This window comes from Mucilaginibacter sp. HD30 (assembly GCF_054061755.1).
The window spans coordinates 94444-109349 of sequence record NZ_JBSSEO010000001.1; the positions used below are offsets into that span (position 1 = coordinate 94444).

The window sequence follows — 14906 nt, forward strand, 5'->3', positions numbered from 1 at the left end:
AATTTTAAACTTATTAAGAAGGCAACCAAGTTATTATCATGACCGTTACAGAAATACTCAAACAACTGGAAGCGCTCGGCAACGAGAAAGTGCGGGCCATTAACAAAAAGCAAGGCGCCCGCGACGATCAGTTCGGTGTAAAGATGGGCGATATACGCGCGTTGGCTAAAACAATCAAAACCAACCATGAGCTGGCTAAAGAGCTTTGGCAGACCGGTAATATTGAGGCGCGCTTTCTGGCGGTGCTGATCATCAACCCGAAGAAGCTATCGGTTGAAGAGTTGGATTACATGGTACGCTCAGAACCCTTTGCGCATTTGGCCGACTGGTTTAGCTCGTACATTATTAAAGAACATGCTGATAGGGAGCAGCTGCGCCTGCAATGGATGCAGAGCGACCACCCTATGGCTGCCCGCGCAGGCTGGAGCCTTACCGCCGGGCGCATAGCCCGCAGTCCGGAAGGGTTGGATATACCGGCGCTGCTTGACAGCATTGAAGCTGAAATGCCCACCGCACCGCCCGAAACCCAGTGGACCATGAATATTGCGCTGGCCTACGTAGGCATTCACCACCCGGCGCTGCGCGAGCGTGCGCTGGCTATTGGCGAGCGGCTGGGTATCTATCGCGACTACCCAACACCAAAGGGTTGTACCTCCCCGTTTGCGCCTTTGTGGATAAACGAGATGGTGCGCAGGCAGGGATAGTCTGTCCCACCGGTGTGTGAGACAGAGCAGAACAATATGGGACAGTTTTTTTATTAAATATTTGATAATAAGCAGCTTGTTATTTTTTGTTGGGACAAAGTGAGACTACTTATAAGTCAGGAAAATTAGCTGTAAAGCTTGATCAACGAGTTTATTTACAGGTGATTGTGAATCTTCATGTTTTTGTCCCAAAAAGTAAAAAAACAAAGCCCTTTGCGCATCTGCTGTCAATCTAACGGTTTTATTATAACCGCAAAAGAAGCAGGGAGATGCGCAAAGGGCGCTGAGACAATTAAGTGCTTTAAGCCGCGTTAATGGCGTTAAACCTATCGCCGTCTGCTAAAGCATAAATATGCGCGGTATCGCCCACATGGATCTCGTAGTTATCGTTTTCAAATGCGCTGATCAGATCATTGGCAACCTGGCTTGGTGCTATGCCGTTCTCGCCACCTATCTCTTTTGAAAAATCTGTATTAACCAAAGGGGGCATCAGCTCAAAAACTTTAACGCTGGTATCTTTAAGGGCAAACCTTAACGATTGTGTATAAGAATGCAAAGCAGCTTTACTTGCAGAGTAGGTGGGGATAGTTGAGCGCGGTACCAGGGCCAGGATAGACGAAACATTCACCACCGCAGCTTCAGCAGATCTGTGCAGCACGGGCAGCAACTGTTCGGTAAGGTTTAAAATAGAGAAAAAGTTGGTGTTAAACTCCTCTAAGCCTTTTTGGTAGGTGTTTGAGTCGGCATCTATGCTATAGTAATGCGCAAATCCGGCATTATTTATCAAAACGTCTAAACCGCCAAAGTCTGCTTGTATGGTAGCAACCAAACGTTTAACATCATCTTCATTGGTAACGTCGGCTGTTATCGCCGTTACATTTTTAAGTGTGGCTGCTGCTGCCTGCAACGTTTCTGCTCTTCTGCCGGTTATAATTACTCTGTCATTTCTTTCGCTTAATTTTTGTGCAATTGCTAATCCAATGCCTGATCCTCCACCGGTTACCAGCACTGTTTTGTTGTTAATGTTCATGATATTGTTTGTTTTAATTATTGTGAATATTTTATACCAATCGGTATATTTTATGTTAAATTTTTTTACTTCCTCAATTGATTGATTAAATTTTCAACCGTATTTAATACCTGCTGTAAACTACTGCTGCTGTTGGTTACCTTTGATATCATTACGCCGCCTTCAATCAAGGCAATAATGGCCAGAGCATTTTCTTCAGCATTAATATCAGCTTTAAACTCTCCGGCTGCTATACCGCCGTTTATCAGGCTAACTATATTTTTTTTCCATCTTAATATAGCTTGTGCCGCTTTAATTTTTAGCGCTTCGTTGGTGTCGTCAGCTTCAACCGCAGTGTTTAAAATAGCACAGCCACCGTGTGCAGCTAATCGGTCATCGTTATAAACACGGCTATATACCATCAGCTTTTCAAAAAAAGTATCAGCTACTTTCATGTGCTGTTCTACCATATCGCTCACGCGGCAGGTGTTAAAATCAAATACAGCCAGCGCAACCTCTTCTTTGTTTTCAAAATTACCATAGATGCTACCCTTGGTAAGGCCCGTAACCTCGGTAAGGTCTGATAAGGACGTACCTGCATAACCCTTTTTATTGAATACCGGCGCGGTAGCTTCAATAATGTATTGGCGGGTGCGTTCTGCCTTTGATAATTCCTTATTCATTATACAAATATACCAATCGGTATATTATTGTGTGTCTTTTTAATGTCACAATTGGGGTTTTTAAGATTAAAGGATTTTAAGCTTAGAATCCTATAAATCTTAGTTCAGACAACACATACCTAATCACTATCTTTGCCGCGTGAACGATACGGAAACACAGGCAAAGGTATTTGATTTTGCCGCGGGCGAATTGCTGCTGGTAAACAAGCCTTATAAATGGACCAGCTTTGATGTGGTTGGCAAATTGCGCAACTCGTTTAAGCCGCTTAAACTTAAGGTGGGCCACGCAGGTACGCTTGATCCGCTGGCTACCGGTCTGCTCATTATCTGCACCGGCAAAATGACTAAGCAGATAGATACTTTTCAGGCCGAGGAGAAAGAGTATACAGGTACACTTGTACTTGGCGCTACCAGGCCATCCTATGATATGGAAACCGAAGCTGACCAAACTTTTGATACAGGCAACCTTACCAATGAGGCAATACGTAATGCCTGTGCACAGTTTACCGGCGATATCCAGCAATACCCCCCGGCACATTCTGCCATAAAAATTGATGGCGAGCGCCTGTACGAAAAGGCCCGCCGTGGCGAGGAGGTGGAGCTGCGCCTGCGCAATGTAACTATAAGCCAATTTGAAATAACCCGTATTGAATTGCCCGAAGTTGATTTTAGGGTAGTATGCAGCAAGGGCACTTACATACGCTCTTTAGTTAACGATTTTGGTAAGGCGCTTAACAACGGTGCATATCTTTCTAAATTAACACGTACCCGCAGCGGGAACTTTCATATTGATAATGCCTGGGAGGTAATGGACCTGGTTGCTTTTATTAAGGAGCAGAAAATAATGAGTGAATGAGTGATTTTTAAGTGAGTGATTCTAAAAAATACCATCAAAATCCGAAATTGAACATTCGAAATAATAATATTGAATTATTGATTCCAGCTATTCAAAATTCGAAATTGAACATTCGAAATCCGAAATCTAAATGAAGATCTACCACAATATAGATGACTTTAAGCCGGTTAAAAACGCGGTGGTTACCATTGGCACATTTGATGGAGTACACGTTGGCCACCGAAAAATTATAGCGCAAATAAAAGAGCTGGCGCAGGCAGCAGGTGGCGAAACAGTTATTCTTACGTTCTTTCCGCATCCGCGGATGATCTTGCATCCCGAGGATGAAAGTATTAAACTCATCACCACTATAAACGAGAAAGCGGAACTAATGGAGCAGTTAGGCGTGGATCATTTGATCATAACGCCGTTTTCGCGCGATTTCTCTAACCAAACTGCCGAAGATTATATCCGCGATGTGCTGGTGAATAAAATTGGCACCCGCAAAATAGTAATTGGCTACGATCACCACTTTGGCAAGGACAGAAAGGGTGGCCTGGCTGATCTGCTCAAATTTTCTGCAATTTACGGTTATGAGGTAGTGGAGATACCCGAGCAGGATATTAATGATGTTGCTGTAAGCTCAACCCGCATCCGCGAAGCGCTGGCTGAAGGCAACTTTGAGTTAGCCAATGCTTGCCTGGGTTATCCCTTCTTTTTAACCGGCAAGGTTATGCGTGGCGACAGGATAGGCACGCAAATAGGTTTCCCTACGGCCAACATCGCTATTGAAGAGAAGTATAAACTAATACCCGGCGACGGCATTTTTGCGGTGAAGGCGTTGGTTAAAGGCAAAACACATACCGGCATGGCTTACATAGGTAGCCGCCCAACGGTTAACGGCAGCACCCGCAATATTGAGGTTAACCTGTTTGATTTTGATCAGGATATTTATGGCCAAACTATACGCATGGAGTTTCACCACTTTGTACGCGGAGACATGAAACTCAATGGATTGGATGAACTAAAGGCCCGTATTGCCTTGGATAAGGAAGAGATACTGAGGTATTTTGGGTTGTAGTTGATGGTTCATGGATCATAGTTGGTGGTTCCTGGTGTGGCAATGTGATTAAAGAGGGCTGTCATGGTGAGCTTGTCGAACCATGGCGGGAGGGCCTTTACGCGCGGCTTTAGACATGCTCAGACTGACCCTCGCCCCAACATTTTCATTTTCTCTTCATTAAAACCTTTTACTTTGCAGGTAAGTTGATATAACAGATACCTATCAAATGACTAAACTGAAAGTAGACAAGCAGGAGAACGATTTTCTGAATGAAACTATTACACATTGGGAAAAAGGCGGGCTGCTCCATACCGATAAAGCCGCCGAGCTGCGCTCAACTTTAGAAGTTAAAGGTTTTGACTGGATGCGCCTGGCAAAATATTCTTTCTGGATAGCGCTCATTTGCGGCGGCGTATCATTTACCTTTCTGATAGTTAACGATACCATTGTAAGATGGCTTAAAAACCTTTATTACACCCCCGATATTGTTATCAGCATAATTTCCGGCATAGCTGCGGCCTTTCTTTTTTACCTGGGTCGCAGGCGCGAGCGGCTTTACCCGGAAAAAGTTTTTAGCAACGAGGCTGTTGTTTTTACAGGTGTACTATTTACCGCCTGCTGCATTGCCTATTTAGGCAAAACGTTTGATAACGGATCGGGCCATTATTCTTTACTTTTCCTATTATCAGTTTTTGTATACGGCTTTTTAGCCTCGCGTATGCAATCCAGGTTAATATGGTTGTTCGCGCTGGTATCATTAGGTAGCTGGTTCGGTACAGAAACGGGCTATCAAACCCGCTGGGCCGATTATTTTTTGGGGATGAATTATCCGCTGCGTTTTGTACTGTTTGGATTACTGCTGGTGGGTGCCTGCCAATTATTGCGCAACAGAAAATGGTTTGCTTATTTCTGGGAGAATACTTATGTGGTAGGTTTATTATATCTTTTCCTGTCCTTATGGATGCTCAGCATTTTTGGCAACTATGGCAATCTGGATAGGTGGTACAACGTAAAGCAGATCAGCTTTTTTTATTGGGGTATTATATCGGCTGTTGTGGCGGGTGGTTTTATGCTATACGGCTTAAAGCGCGGCGATACCATAGCGCGCGAGTTTGGTATAACGTTTCTCATTATATTTATCTACACCAAATACGTAGAGTACTTTTGGGACAACATTAACAAAGCCGTGTTCTTCGCCATTTTGGCTGCTTCGTTCTGGGTGATAGGAAGAAAGGCGGAGAAGATCTGGAATTTGAAGGGGAAGAGTTAAGCGAAACTTGGACTGTGCAATTCCCTTCTCGAGAGGGTTGGCAATGCCATTAAGTTAAGACATGGTCTTTAATATTAAAATTGAACTCAGAATAGTTGCGAAAAATATACTATAAAGAAACCATGCCCCAGCGGGGGCTACCTGTTTGTAGAAATATAGTTACCGGAATCTGAGCTCCGTAGGTGCTGCCCCCGTTTCCAATTACCGCTATTATGGGTAGCTCCTACAGAGCAAAAACAAATAATACGTGTATGCTACAAACAGGTAGCCCCTAAGGGGCAATGTCATAAAAGCTTCTTGTTACCTTAACTTAATGTCATTGGAGGGGGGGGATGGGGTGTTATGCAGGCGGGTTAATACACCCAGCAGCTGCACATTCAACGGGCTCCCTCTCAAGAGAAACGTACTAAAATAAATTATTTTTCTACCAACCAAACGTTCCTATGGAACGAAGAAAGTATAATCATTCCATAGCAAAGTTTGGTTGGTAGTATTAAAGTTGTTAATCACCTGCGTTCCGTAGGAACGTTTAGTGAATTTGACGCCATGTTGCAAATTTATTTGCCTGGTAACCTCCTGCTTATCCCTCGCGGCCAAATAAACCCGCTTAGCCAAATGATATCCTGCCAGGCCAAAAAAAAGTATAGCTACTGCTGTATTAATTAAACGTGTGCTTAACGCAAACTTATTCTGAATGTAAAGCGCAAATTTGGCGTATAAAAAAAGGCACAGAAAAGAACCCGCCGCCGACCCGATACTAAAAATCACCAGCGCCAAAGGTCCGTCTAAGATCCATTCGTGCGTAATAAGGTAGGTTCCGCATATCATCCAAAAGGGCACCTGCATGGGGTTAATAAAGCCTAACAGCAAACCGTATTTAATGCTGGCGTGGTTGGAGTATTTGGTTTTTGGCGGCTTGTTACCACTTAGCCACGTAACCAACCCCAGCGTTAAAAACAATGCGAACATCACCCAGTCTATCACCACATCTAAATGCACCTGTGCCGAGAGCCATTTAGCAGCGTGCATAATAAAAAACGTAAAAAAGAACTCTACAACAGAAAATGCCGTAATAAAGCGCAGGGCCTCTTTAAAGCCGCGGTTAATGGTGATACGTACCAGCGTGAGGTTGATATTTCCCGGCGGGATGTAGCCGATAAAATTAGCCAGCAAGCCCAGAAAAAAGGTGAGTACGATCATGAAGTAAAGATAGGGTTTGGTTTTAAGCCCAGAATTGATGTGCAAATGTGCGCATCGTTGTTTTAAGTTAAAATTATCAATACATAAATTTTATTATTATCCGCACATTTGTACTTTGCGCAAATACCTTTGTTTACTACATGCTTGAACTTACAGAATACCAACGCGAGAGATTAGAACTGATTGAACACAAATTAAAATTTGTGACCGATAAGCCCTTAGTGGCATGTATTGAAGGCCCCGGCAAGGTAAGATCAGCAGGTATTTACATGGACGAACTGGTGGCGCTTGCCGGAGAGGGAAGCCCCTTGTTTTTACCGATGGTAAAGAAGTGTATGACACTGTTGTGGAGCAAAACCCCGATATTTTAATTGTGATGCCAGTAGCAGGATCGCCAGTTGAAGCCATGGGGGCAATGCCTCAGTTATTGCAGCAACCTGGCTTTACTGATATTAAAGCGGTAAAAACCAATAGGCTTTATATTACTGACGCCGATTTTTTTATTTCGGAAACTACGGATGTTGTAGATAAAGCAGAATTGTTAGCCGAGATAATTTATCCTAAGCAATTTATTTTTGGCTACGAAGGCGAGGGCTGGATTAAATTTGGTTTGTAAATAATAAGCGCAACTATTTTTAAAATTGCAGAAACACTTCTCAAAAATTAATAAGAGGCCCGAATTATTCGGGCCTCTTATCGCTAATTAAAATATCACGTTCATACCGCCGTAGTAGTTACGCGGTGGCGAAGGGTTGAAGAACCTGTTACCAACCGGGTTAATATCATTACCCAATCCGTAAGCTTTATTTAAAATGTTATCTGCTCCTGCAAAAACCTCCAGTCGTGCTTTAGCTGATAGTTTGTACTGCCAACCTACCCGTGCTTGCAATAAATCATAAGGGGCAGAGTATACAGTATTAGCATCATTTAGCGGGATGTAGCTGGTGCGGTTATATTGTATAAATGCGTATAATGCAGCCGGGAACTTGATCTGCGCGCTTGGCACCAATACGTGTTGTGGTACGCCTGTTAGCCAGTTGCCGGTAAAATTAGCTGCGCCTGTATTGTAGTTGCCAAATTTAAAGCGGCTGCGGGTGTATGACAGGTTTAACTGCAAGCCACGAATAAAATCATTATCGTTTTGCTTTATGGCCCACCAGGTAGCGTAAGCTTCAATGCCCAATTGCTTGGTCTCGCCGGCGTTTAAGAACGTGGCCGTTTCGCCGGGGTTGTTACGTATTACTATGGCGTTCTTTAGGTGATAATAATATATCGAAGCGTCTATCAGCAAGCTCTCGTCTTTGGTACGGAACCTGAAACCCGACTCGTAGTTCCATCCTTGCTGTGGCTGTAATCCGGTGTTAACTACGTTGTCTGTCGAGCGGATCTCGGCAGTAGTAGGGGTAGAATAGCCTTTGCTAACAGATGCCCGCCAAACAAAATCGTGAGTTATAGCGTAAGACAATGCTATACGCGGCATAAACTGTTGGTCAAAAGTGCGTTTGGTAAACGCGCTTTGGTTAGCAGGGAATATGTTTTTAAAGTTATAGCTATAAAAGTTTAAACTGGCAGCCGCTTCTGCGTGCAGCTTACCAAAAAAAGTAGCCTCATAACGCGCAAAGAAAAAATGCTGATCAGTATTTACTTTATCCAATGCCTGGGGGTTGCCTCTTACACTTTTATCATTATTATAATTGTTGATATCAGAGTTGGTTTTTTGCCACTCCAAACCTAAGTTGGCTTTCCAATCTAAATTTGGTGTTTGATTACCCTTAAGCTCAAAGTAGGACCGCATGCCGAAAGTACCTTCATAGCGCTGCTCCCAATTGGTAATAAACGGATTAGTGAAGTTTACGTAGCTGCCGTAAACCGATAGAACATTACGCAGGTTTTCGGTTAAATGCACCTCGTTAACCGCGCCGCCTAAAAGCATTTTGGTGCTTACTTTTATATCTTGTGTAATAGCACTTGGCAGGGTAGGAGTGGCCGGCCTTGAGCCACGTGGATTAGCGGCTAACTGAGCTGCTGTTAAACCACCGGGGGTTTGATAGCCCAGATCTGAATAAAAGCCCAATACTTTAAGGCTGTTGGATTTACCGTAGCCAATCTTGTCAGACGCTTGCACAAATATGCGCTGCATGTAGCTATGCTCGCGGTAGCCGCCATAAGTTTGATAAGCCTGGCTTAGATTGAACTGATTTCTGCCCTTAGTTTGCTGGGTAGAAAAGTTTTGTTGAAACAGCCCGTACGAACCAAAATTTACACCTGCTTTAACAAAGTTTTGCGTAACGTTGCGATTAACCGGGCTTAGTAAAACCACACCGCCGGAGTTAGCGCCAAATAAGCTGCCGTCTGGTCCCTTTAGTATTTCTACACCTTGTACTGCGTTAAAATCAAGCGAGTTTAGGTAAGAGTTGCCGCCGGCATCGGTAAGCGGGATCTCGTCATAATAGATCTTTACATCGCGCACACCAAACGGCGAGCGTAGTAAACTACCACGAACCGATAAACGATAGCTGCCCGGAGAGCGCTCTTCCATACGCACGCCCGGTACTGTATTCATGGCGGGTACCAATGTAGCAGGTGCCTGCAATTGTAACTGTGATGGCGTAATAACGCCAACCGATGCGGGAGTGGTTAACATGGGTCGCTCTGAAAGATAGCCCCTTATGGTTAACTCTCTTATCGTATCAGATTTTGCAATATCGTTATTGGTTTGTGCTTTGGCGGTTGTAGCGGCAAAAGCAAAGCCACTGAGCATAAAAATGTAAAGTCTTTTCACTGTATAGATTCTATTAGGTGGAGCAAAAATATACCTTTTTGCTTCCAAAAGATTCTAAAATTGTTGTAAGATGTTAGATACACGCCAATGTTATAGCCCTGAGGCACTAATTAATTAGGAAGTACCCGCCATATGCAGTTACCCACATCGTCAGCAACCAGTAATGTGCCATCCTTAGCAACAGAAACGCCCACCGGGCGACCATGAACTTCTTTTTCGCCTGATTTAACAATAAAACCTGTTAAAAAATCTTCAGGCATGCCAGCTTTGCCATTGGCAAACGGAACAAACACCACTTTATAACCAGACAATTGCGACCTGTTCCATGACCCATGCTGACCCACAAATGCGCCTCCATTATATTTAGCCGGGAATTTTTTGCCACTGTAAAAAGCCAGCCCAAGCGATGCAGTGTGAGCCCCAAGCGCTACTTCCGGCACAATGGTGCGGGCAATTAATGCTTTATCAACAGGGCCTTTGTAGGATGGATCTGCATTGGGTCCAAAATAAGCCAATGGCCATCCGTAAAATCCGCCGGGTTTAACGCTGGTCAGGTAATCGGGCACCAGTTCATCACCTAACTCGTCGCGTTCATTTACAGCTGCCCATAATGTGCTTGTTCCGGGTTGTATGGCTATACCTACAGGGTTGCGTAAGCCACCGGCATAAACGCGTTTCCCGCTGCCATCAGGGTTTATTTCTAATATTGCGGCGCGGCTAACTTCGTTTTCAAGCCCGTGCTCGGCAATGTTACTGCCAGATCCAACCGAGATAAAGATTTTAGTTCCGTTTGCATTGGCCAACAGGTTACGTGTCCAATGGTTATTGTATCCGCCTGCGGGTAGTTCCGTTATCAATTTGCCGGCGGCTGTAATTTTGGTATCGCCTGTTTTATAAGGGTATCGCCATAAACCATCAGTGTTGGCTACGTAGAACCAACCGTTTAATATCAGCATGCCAAAAGGCTGGTTAAGGCCGGTTAAAAATACTGTTCTCGTATCAGCGTTACCATCGCCGTTAACATCTCTGAATAAAATCACGCGGTTACCGCTTTCAGATAGTTTTTGCGATCCGGCTGCGCCGTTCAACTCGGCGCCAACTTTTTTAATGCCGCTAACCTCTGTATTGGCCTCGGCTACAAAGATATCGCCGTTTGGTGCCACGTAAATATTACGCGGATTGTTTAGCGCACCTGCAAATTTTTCAACCTTAAAAGCTGCGGGCGCCACAGGCGTTTGGTTTTTGCCCCAACCCACAACTTTGCTATATAACGTCGTTGATTTTGTCTGATATGGGGCAGGCAAATTTACCTTCTGCCCATTACGGGTTGTTACTGTTAAAGCTTTTGCAGGGTTGGGCTGTTTGTTTTGGCAAGCCGCTGCTGATGCAGCAAGCACGGCACATAACACTAATATATTGCTTTTCATAGTACGCTATTTTGATAGCAAAACCTATGTAAAGCACGGTTTGTTTTAAGGCAATGAATTTAACTTGTAGTTATTGATGCTTTTTGCCAAGCAGATAATTTATACCAACACGGTAGCCATCAACATTAAAAGATTGGCCGTTTTCGTTATAGTTGCCTAAGTGGGCACGTGTACTATACCCCGCATACAGTTCAACCAGGTTGTTTAAAACAACGCCGGCTTTAAAAATGGCTCCGAAGTAAACCGTTTTTAAATAAGCATCGGTGCGGTGAGTATCGCTAATTAATGTATTGTTCAGATATTCCATCAAATGGTCATCAAAACTGCTATAATTAGTTAAATTAAGTTGAGCACCGCCAGACAGGTAGGCTTTAAAGTTGGATCTATGAAAAACATTATAAATTAACTGCGGTGTTAAACTTACTGTGAATTGGTTAAACGACAATTTATTGTCTTGCACAAAACCATTATTATTATCCGCCTGGTTGGTTGTCTTTGCTAAACGTACATTATTTGCAGATAAACCTATTTCAGTTCTGAATATTAAATTATCTGCATTTTTACTAAAAGACATATCGACGCCAAAATTTACCCCCGGAAGTATAGATTGAGATGGTTTGCTTTCCGCTAAAAAATCATCATTGCCTGCTACAGTCGTTTTAAAATAGTTTGCACTTAGTCCGGCAAACAGTGCCATTCTGTTACCAGAACTGGTCGTTTTTTTGAGTTGGTTACTTGAGCCATCTATTGTCAATACCACGTTTTCAATGTTGTCAGCGCGGTAAAGTGCTTTCTTTATCTCGTCTGCAAGTTTGCCGTTGTCCGGCTGATATTTTATGGCCAGATCAAGCAATTGCTGTATAAAAACATTGTTTTCTGTAATCCTGTCAGACCGCTTAGTGTCTAAATAAACATATCGTTTTAATTCAACCGGTAAGCCATTTTTTTCTGAGATAAAAAACCTTGTTTTTATTTTATCCTTATAAGCATATAGTGCAATATTTTTGCCTTTAACCACGCTCCTTAAAAATACAGTCTCGGTTGCAAATGATGTATCTATACCTTTACTCAGGTTCTTTAGATTTACAGCTCCTGTGGTTATTGGGCCGGTGTATTTTTCGTAATTTTCAAACCGATCAATACCAAAGCCTTTTATGTTAGCAGGTGAATATTGTTGAGCAACAGCTGCCAGTTTAAATAATACAATCTGCGGGTTTTGATCCCACTTTTTATAGTCAACAAACCCCTTGGTCGTATCGCCCTTAATACTTACTACATAACCTGGCTTAAAGTTGCCCTGGGCATGTAATTGAGAATAAAGTAAGCTGAATAAAAAAAAAGCAAAGAGTTGTTTCATAATTGCGAATAAGGTACACAAATATAAAAGAATAGTAAAGGCTGATGGTAGAAGCGACTAAAATGAGACAAACTTGTCTATTTGCTCGTTAGTGAACTTTAAGGTATCGTCTTTAAACAGATCGCCGTTTTCGTTAAACTCTGCCCTTATATTGGGGATGTGTAATTTTAAAGCCATTACATGCAGGTGCATATAATGGCACACGCCGGTAAAATGATCAATGCCGCGTAATGTTGCCATATTTGCCTGATGACAAGCCCACAAGCGCCGCTTTTTTCTCGTAAAAACTTTGCGGAAAAGCACATGCATCAATAAAAAACTTAAGTATACCGGGGAAACTGCCGTTATATTCGGGAATTATAAAAAGGAATTTTTGGGTGGCGGTTACCCGTGCCTGTATCTGCTCAAATTCAGGGTTGCTTTTACCATACATATTGGTTTCTATCAGGTTGCCAGGCAATTCCGTCATAGAAAGAATACCGGCCTCAATACCTTTTTCGCTTAGCTTTTTTTGATAATATAAAGCCAGCTTATAAGTTGAGCTGCCCGGGCGGTTGGTAGATGATATGATTGTAATCATTGTTTAATGAGTGATTGAGTGAATTAGTGATTGAGAGAATAATGGATAATTTGTACTATTCGCTACTGGTTAATGAATATAAAAAATCGCTCATTCACCAACTTACTCATGCACTAATTGCCTGCAATATGTTTGTAATTTGCCAAAACCTGTGGATTTTGCGTTGTATTAAATCCGTATCTTAGCGCCTGCTTTAAAAAAGTTTTCCGAAGGTAGAAATTTATATGGCTACTTTTCGTTGTTATAACCACAGTTTACACAAATTTGAATATCTGTAATGAGTAAAATTATTGCTTTAGCCAACCAGAAAGGCGGCGTGGGTAAAACCACATCATCCATTAATCTGGCGGCAAGCCTGGCCGTATTAGATTATAAAACATTGCTGGTTGATGCTGATCCGCAGGCCAACTCAACATCAGGCATCGGGTTTGACCCACGCAATGTAAAAAACAGCATTTACGAGTGCATAATTAACCAGGTTGATCCGCATAAAGCTATAATTAAAACAGAAACGCCCAACCTTGATCTGTTACCTGCGCATATAGATTTAGTAGGTGCAGAAATTGAGATGATAAACCTGGAGAACCGCGAGTTTAGAATGCGCGAGGTGTTTGCTCAGATAAGGGATGAATATGATTTTATTATAATTGATTGTTCGCCCTCATTGGGCCTTATTACCGTTAACGCGTTAACTGCTGCCGATTCTGTTATTATCCCGGTGCAATGCGAATACTTTGCCCTTGAAGGTTTGGGTAAATTATTAAATACTGTTAAAATTGTACAAAACCGTTTAAATACCGCTTTAGCAATAGAGGGTATTTTGCTAACCATGTATGATGTAAGGCTGCGCCTTTCAAACCAGGTAGTTGAAGAGGTGCGCTCGCATTTTGAAGACATGGTGTTTGAAACCATTATACAACGCAACACCCGCTTAAGCGAGGCCCCAAGCTTTGGCCTGGCGGTTATTATGCACGATGCAAACTCAAAAGGAGCTATTAATTACCTTAACCTGGCCCGCGAAATACTGCGTAAAAATGGCCTTGTAAAAGATGCTGTACAGCACACTACCGAAACCGTATAAATAATGAGTGCAGAAAAAAGAAGAGCTTTAGGCAAAGGGTTAAGCGCGTTGTTAAATGATAGTGATGATGTACTGCCTTATAAAAGAAGTAATAATACAACAACAACCGAACATGAGGTAAATAGCCCCGGATCGGTAAATGAGATAAAGCTGGATGAAATTGAAGTTAATCCTTTTCAACCACGTACTGATTTTGATGAAATAGCATTAGGCGAACTGGCCGACTCAATAAAGCTACAAGGTCTTATACAGCCTATTACCGTTAGGCGGGTTAACGCGCATAGTTACCAACTTATATCTGGCGAACGCAGGCTGCGGGCGTCAAAAATTGCGGGGCTTAAGAGTATACCTGCATACGTGCGCACCGCTAATGACCAGCAAATGCTGGAAATGGCACTGATAGAGAACATTCAGCGCGAAAACCTTAACGCTATTGAAGTTGCATTAAGCTTTCAGCGTATGCTGGATGAGTGCAGCCTTAAACAAGAAGAGTTGGGCGATCGCGTTAGCAAAAACAGATCTACCGTAAATAATTACCTGCGCTTGTTAAAACTGCCGCCTGCTATACAGGCAGCCATACGCGATGGCGGTATTAGCATGGGCCACGCCCGCGCTTTAATAACCGTTGATGACCCGGCGCAGCAGCTGTATATTTTTAAACAGATATTACAGCAGGGTTTATCGGTAAGAAAGGTAGAAGAAATTGTACGCGATCTGCAAAGATCAAAAGTGAAGAAGGAAGGAAAACAACCCGAGCCGATGTCATTCCAGGTACAAAAAATACAAGATGATCTTGCTTCAAAATTTAGTACCAAGGTAAGGTTAAAAATAAACGCACAGGGCAATGGCAGTATTGAAATTCCATTCCTGTCAGAAGAAGATCTTAACCGCATTCTTGAAATGCTTGACTGGTAA

The 14906-nt window shown here is 42.8% G+C and carries 16 protein-coding genes; 8 read left to right on the forward strand and 8 right to left on the reverse strand.

Annotated elements, in window-relative coordinates:
- Positions 1–38: 38 nt before the first annotated feature.
- Positions 39–704 (forward strand): DNA alkylation repair protein, encoded by a 666-nt coding sequence (locus tag ACVW2L_RS00450; protein ID WP_457125977.1) that lies wholly within the window; start codon positions 39–41, stop codon positions 702–704.
- Positions 705–1005: 301 nt separating this feature from the next.
- Here ACVW2L_RS00450 and ACVW2L_RS00455 read toward each other — a convergent pair whose 3' ends face one another.
- On the reverse strand, positions 1006–1734 hold the full coding sequence (locus tag ACVW2L_RS00455; RefSeq protein ID WP_457125978.1) for an SDR family oxidoreductase: 729 nt from the start codon (positions 1732–1734) through the stop codon (positions 1006–1008).
- 65 nt (positions 1735–1799) lie between these two features.
- Positions 1800–2396 (reverse strand): TetR/AcrR family transcriptional regulator, encoded by a 597-nt coding sequence (locus ACVW2L_RS00460; protein ID WP_457125979.1) that lies wholly within the window; start codon positions 2394–2396, stop codon positions 1800–1802.
- Between the two features lie 139 nt (positions 2397–2535).
- Between ACVW2L_RS00460 and truB the strand changes: the two genes are divergently transcribed.
- The 3 genes from truB (at position 2536) to ACVW2L_RS00475 (ending at position 5564) form a co-directional block, all read left to right on the forward strand.
- On the forward strand, positions 2536–3252 hold the full coding sequence (truB, locus tag ACVW2L_RS00465; protein WP_457125980.1) for a tRNA pseudouridine(55) synthase TruB: 717 nt from the start codon (positions 2536–2538) through the stop codon (positions 3250–3252).
- Positions 3253–3382: 130 nt separating this feature from the next.
- Complete coding sequence (locus ACVW2L_RS00470) at positions 3383–4312, forward strand: bifunctional riboflavin kinase/FAD synthetase (protein ID WP_457125981.1); 930 nt, start codon at positions 3383–3385, stop codon at positions 4310–4312.
- A 208-nt stretch (positions 4313–4520) separates the two neighbouring features.
- Positions 4521–5564: a DUF2157 domain-containing protein gene (locus ACVW2L_RS00475; RefSeq protein ID WP_457125982.1), complete on the forward strand. Its 1044-nt coding sequence runs from the start codon at positions 4521–4523 to the stop codon at positions 5562–5564.
- Positions 5565–6005: 441 nt separating this feature from the next.
- Here the strand turns inward: ACVW2L_RS00475 and ACVW2L_RS00480 are convergent, their stop codons facing one another.
- Positions 6006–6764 carry a LysE family translocator gene (locus ACVW2L_RS00480; protein ID WP_457125983.1) on the reverse strand — a complete coding sequence of 253 codons (759 nt, stop codon included), beginning with the start codon at positions 6762–6764 and terminating at the stop codon, positions 6006–6008.
- Between the two features lie 140 nt (positions 6765–6904).
- Here ACVW2L_RS00480 and ACVW2L_RS00485 point away from each other — a divergent pair, with 140 nt between their 5' ends.
- Together ACVW2L_RS00485 and ACVW2L_RS00490 are read left to right on the forward strand one after the other, a co-directional pair.
- Positions 6905–7135: a hypothetical protein gene (locus tag ACVW2L_RS00485; RefSeq protein ID WP_457125984.1), complete on the forward strand. Its 231-nt coding sequence runs from the start codon at positions 6905–6907 to the stop codon at positions 7133–7135.
- Between the two features lie 5 nt (positions 7136–7140).
- Positions 7141–7380 (forward strand): hypothetical protein, encoded by a 240-nt coding sequence (locus ACVW2L_RS00490; RefSeq protein ID WP_457125985.1) that lies wholly within the window; start codon positions 7141–7143, stop codon positions 7378–7380.
- Positions 7381–7467: 87 nt separating this feature from the next.
- On the opposite strand, the gene ACVW2L_RS00495 is transcribed toward ACVW2L_RS00490, so the two are convergent.
- The 5 genes from ACVW2L_RS00495 to ACVW2L_RS00515 all read right to left on the reverse strand — a co-directional run bounded on the left by ACVW2L_RS00495 (position 7468) and on the right by ACVW2L_RS00515 (position 12910).
- Positions 7468–9546 (reverse strand): TonB-dependent receptor, encoded by a 2079-nt coding sequence (locus ACVW2L_RS00495; protein ID WP_457125986.1) that lies wholly within the window; start codon positions 9544–9546, stop codon positions 7468–7470.
- 110 nt (positions 9547–9656) lie between these two features.
- Positions 9657–10973 carry a PQQ-dependent sugar dehydrogenase gene (locus ACVW2L_RS00500; protein ID WP_457125987.1) on the reverse strand — a complete coding sequence of 439 codons (1317 nt, stop codon included), beginning with the start codon at positions 10971–10973 and terminating at the stop codon, positions 9657–9659.
- Between the two features lie 70 nt (positions 10974–11043).
- A complete protein-coding gene (locus ACVW2L_RS00505; RefSeq protein WP_457125988.1) occupies positions 11044–12330 on the reverse strand; it encodes a hypothetical protein in 1287 nt (428 codons plus the stop codon).
- A gap of 57 nt (positions 12331–12387) precedes the next feature.
- Positions 12388–12570 (reverse strand): hypothetical protein, encoded by a 183-nt coding sequence (locus ACVW2L_RS00510; protein ID WP_457125989.1) that lies wholly within the window; start codon positions 12568–12570, stop codon positions 12388–12390.
- Positions 12548–12910, reverse strand: a complete 363-nt coding sequence (locus ACVW2L_RS00515) for an NADPH-dependent FMN reductase (protein ID WP_457125990.1) — start codon at positions 12908–12910, stop codon at positions 12548–12550. The genes ACVW2L_RS00510 and ACVW2L_RS00515 overlap by 23 nt, the downstream gene beginning before the upstream one ends.
- Before the next feature lie 277 nt (positions 12911–13187).
- Between ACVW2L_RS00515 and ACVW2L_RS00520 the strand changes: the two genes are divergently transcribed.
- Both ACVW2L_RS00520 and ACVW2L_RS00525 read left to right on the forward strand, forming a co-directional pair.
- Positions 13188–13991 carry a ParA family protein gene (locus ACVW2L_RS00520; RefSeq protein WP_457125991.1) on the forward strand — a complete coding sequence of 268 codons (804 nt, stop codon included), beginning with the start codon at positions 13188–13190 and terminating at the stop codon, positions 13989–13991.
- A gap of 3 nt (positions 13992–13994) precedes the next feature.
- Positions 13995–14906 carry a ParB/RepB/Spo0J family partition protein gene (locus tag ACVW2L_RS00525; RefSeq protein ID WP_457125992.1) on the forward strand — a complete coding sequence of 304 codons (912 nt, stop codon included), beginning with the start codon at positions 13995–13997 and terminating at the stop codon, positions 14904–14906.

Coding starts and splice junctions, on each gene's coding strand:
- ACVW2L_RS00460 (WP_457125979.1), bottom strand. CDS start 2,396: ATGAATAAGGAATTATCAAAGGCAGAACGCACCCGCCAATACATTATT.
- ACVW2L_RS00455 (WP_457125978.1), bottom strand. CDS start 1,734: ATGAACATTAACAACAAAACAGTGCTGGTAACCGGTGGAGGATCAGGC.
- ACVW2L_RS00485 (WP_457125984.1), top strand. CDS start 6,905: ATGCTTGAACTTACAGAATACCAACGCGAGAGATTAGAACTGATTGAA.
- ACVW2L_RS00450 (WP_457125977.1), top strand. CDS start 39: ATGACCGTTACAGAAATACTCAAACAACTGGAAGCGCTCGGCAACGAG.
- ACVW2L_RS00470 (WP_457125981.1), top strand. CDS start 3,383: ATGAAGATCTACCACAATATAGATGACTTTAAGCCGGTTAAAAACGCG.
- ACVW2L_RS00475 (WP_457125982.1), top strand. CDS start 4,521: ATGACTAAACTGAAAGTAGACAAGCAGGAGAACGATTTTCTGAATGAA.
- ACVW2L_RS00500 (WP_457125987.1), bottom strand. CDS start 10,973: ATGAAAAGCAATATATTAGTGTTATGTGCCGTGCTTGCTGCATCAGCA.
- ACVW2L_RS00510 (WP_457125989.1), bottom strand. CDS start 12,570: ATGGCAACATTACGCGGCATTGATCATTTTACCGGCGTGTGCCATTAT.
- ACVW2L_RS00520 (WP_457125991.1), top strand. CDS start 13,188: ATGAGTAAAATTATTGCTTTAGCCAACCAGAAAGGCGGCGTGGGTAAA.
- ACVW2L_RS00480 (WP_457125983.1), bottom strand. CDS start 6,764: ATGATCGTACTCACCTTTTTTCTGGGCTTGCTGGCTAATTTTATCGGC.
- ACVW2L_RS00490 (WP_457125985.1), top strand. CDS start 7,141: ATGCCAGTAGCAGGATCGCCAGTTGAAGCCATGGGGGCAATGCCTCAG.
- ACVW2L_RS00505 (WP_457125988.1), bottom strand. CDS start 12,330: ATGAAACAACTCTTTGCTTTTTTTTTATTCAGCTTACTTTATTCTCAA.
- ACVW2L_RS00525 (WP_457125992.1), top strand. CDS start 13,995: ATGAGTGCAGAAAAAAGAAGAGCTTTAGGCAAAGGGTTAAGCGCGTTG.
- ACVW2L_RS00515 (WP_457125990.1), bottom strand. CDS start 12,910: ATGATTACAATCATATCATCTACCAACCGCCCGGGCAGCTCAACTTAT.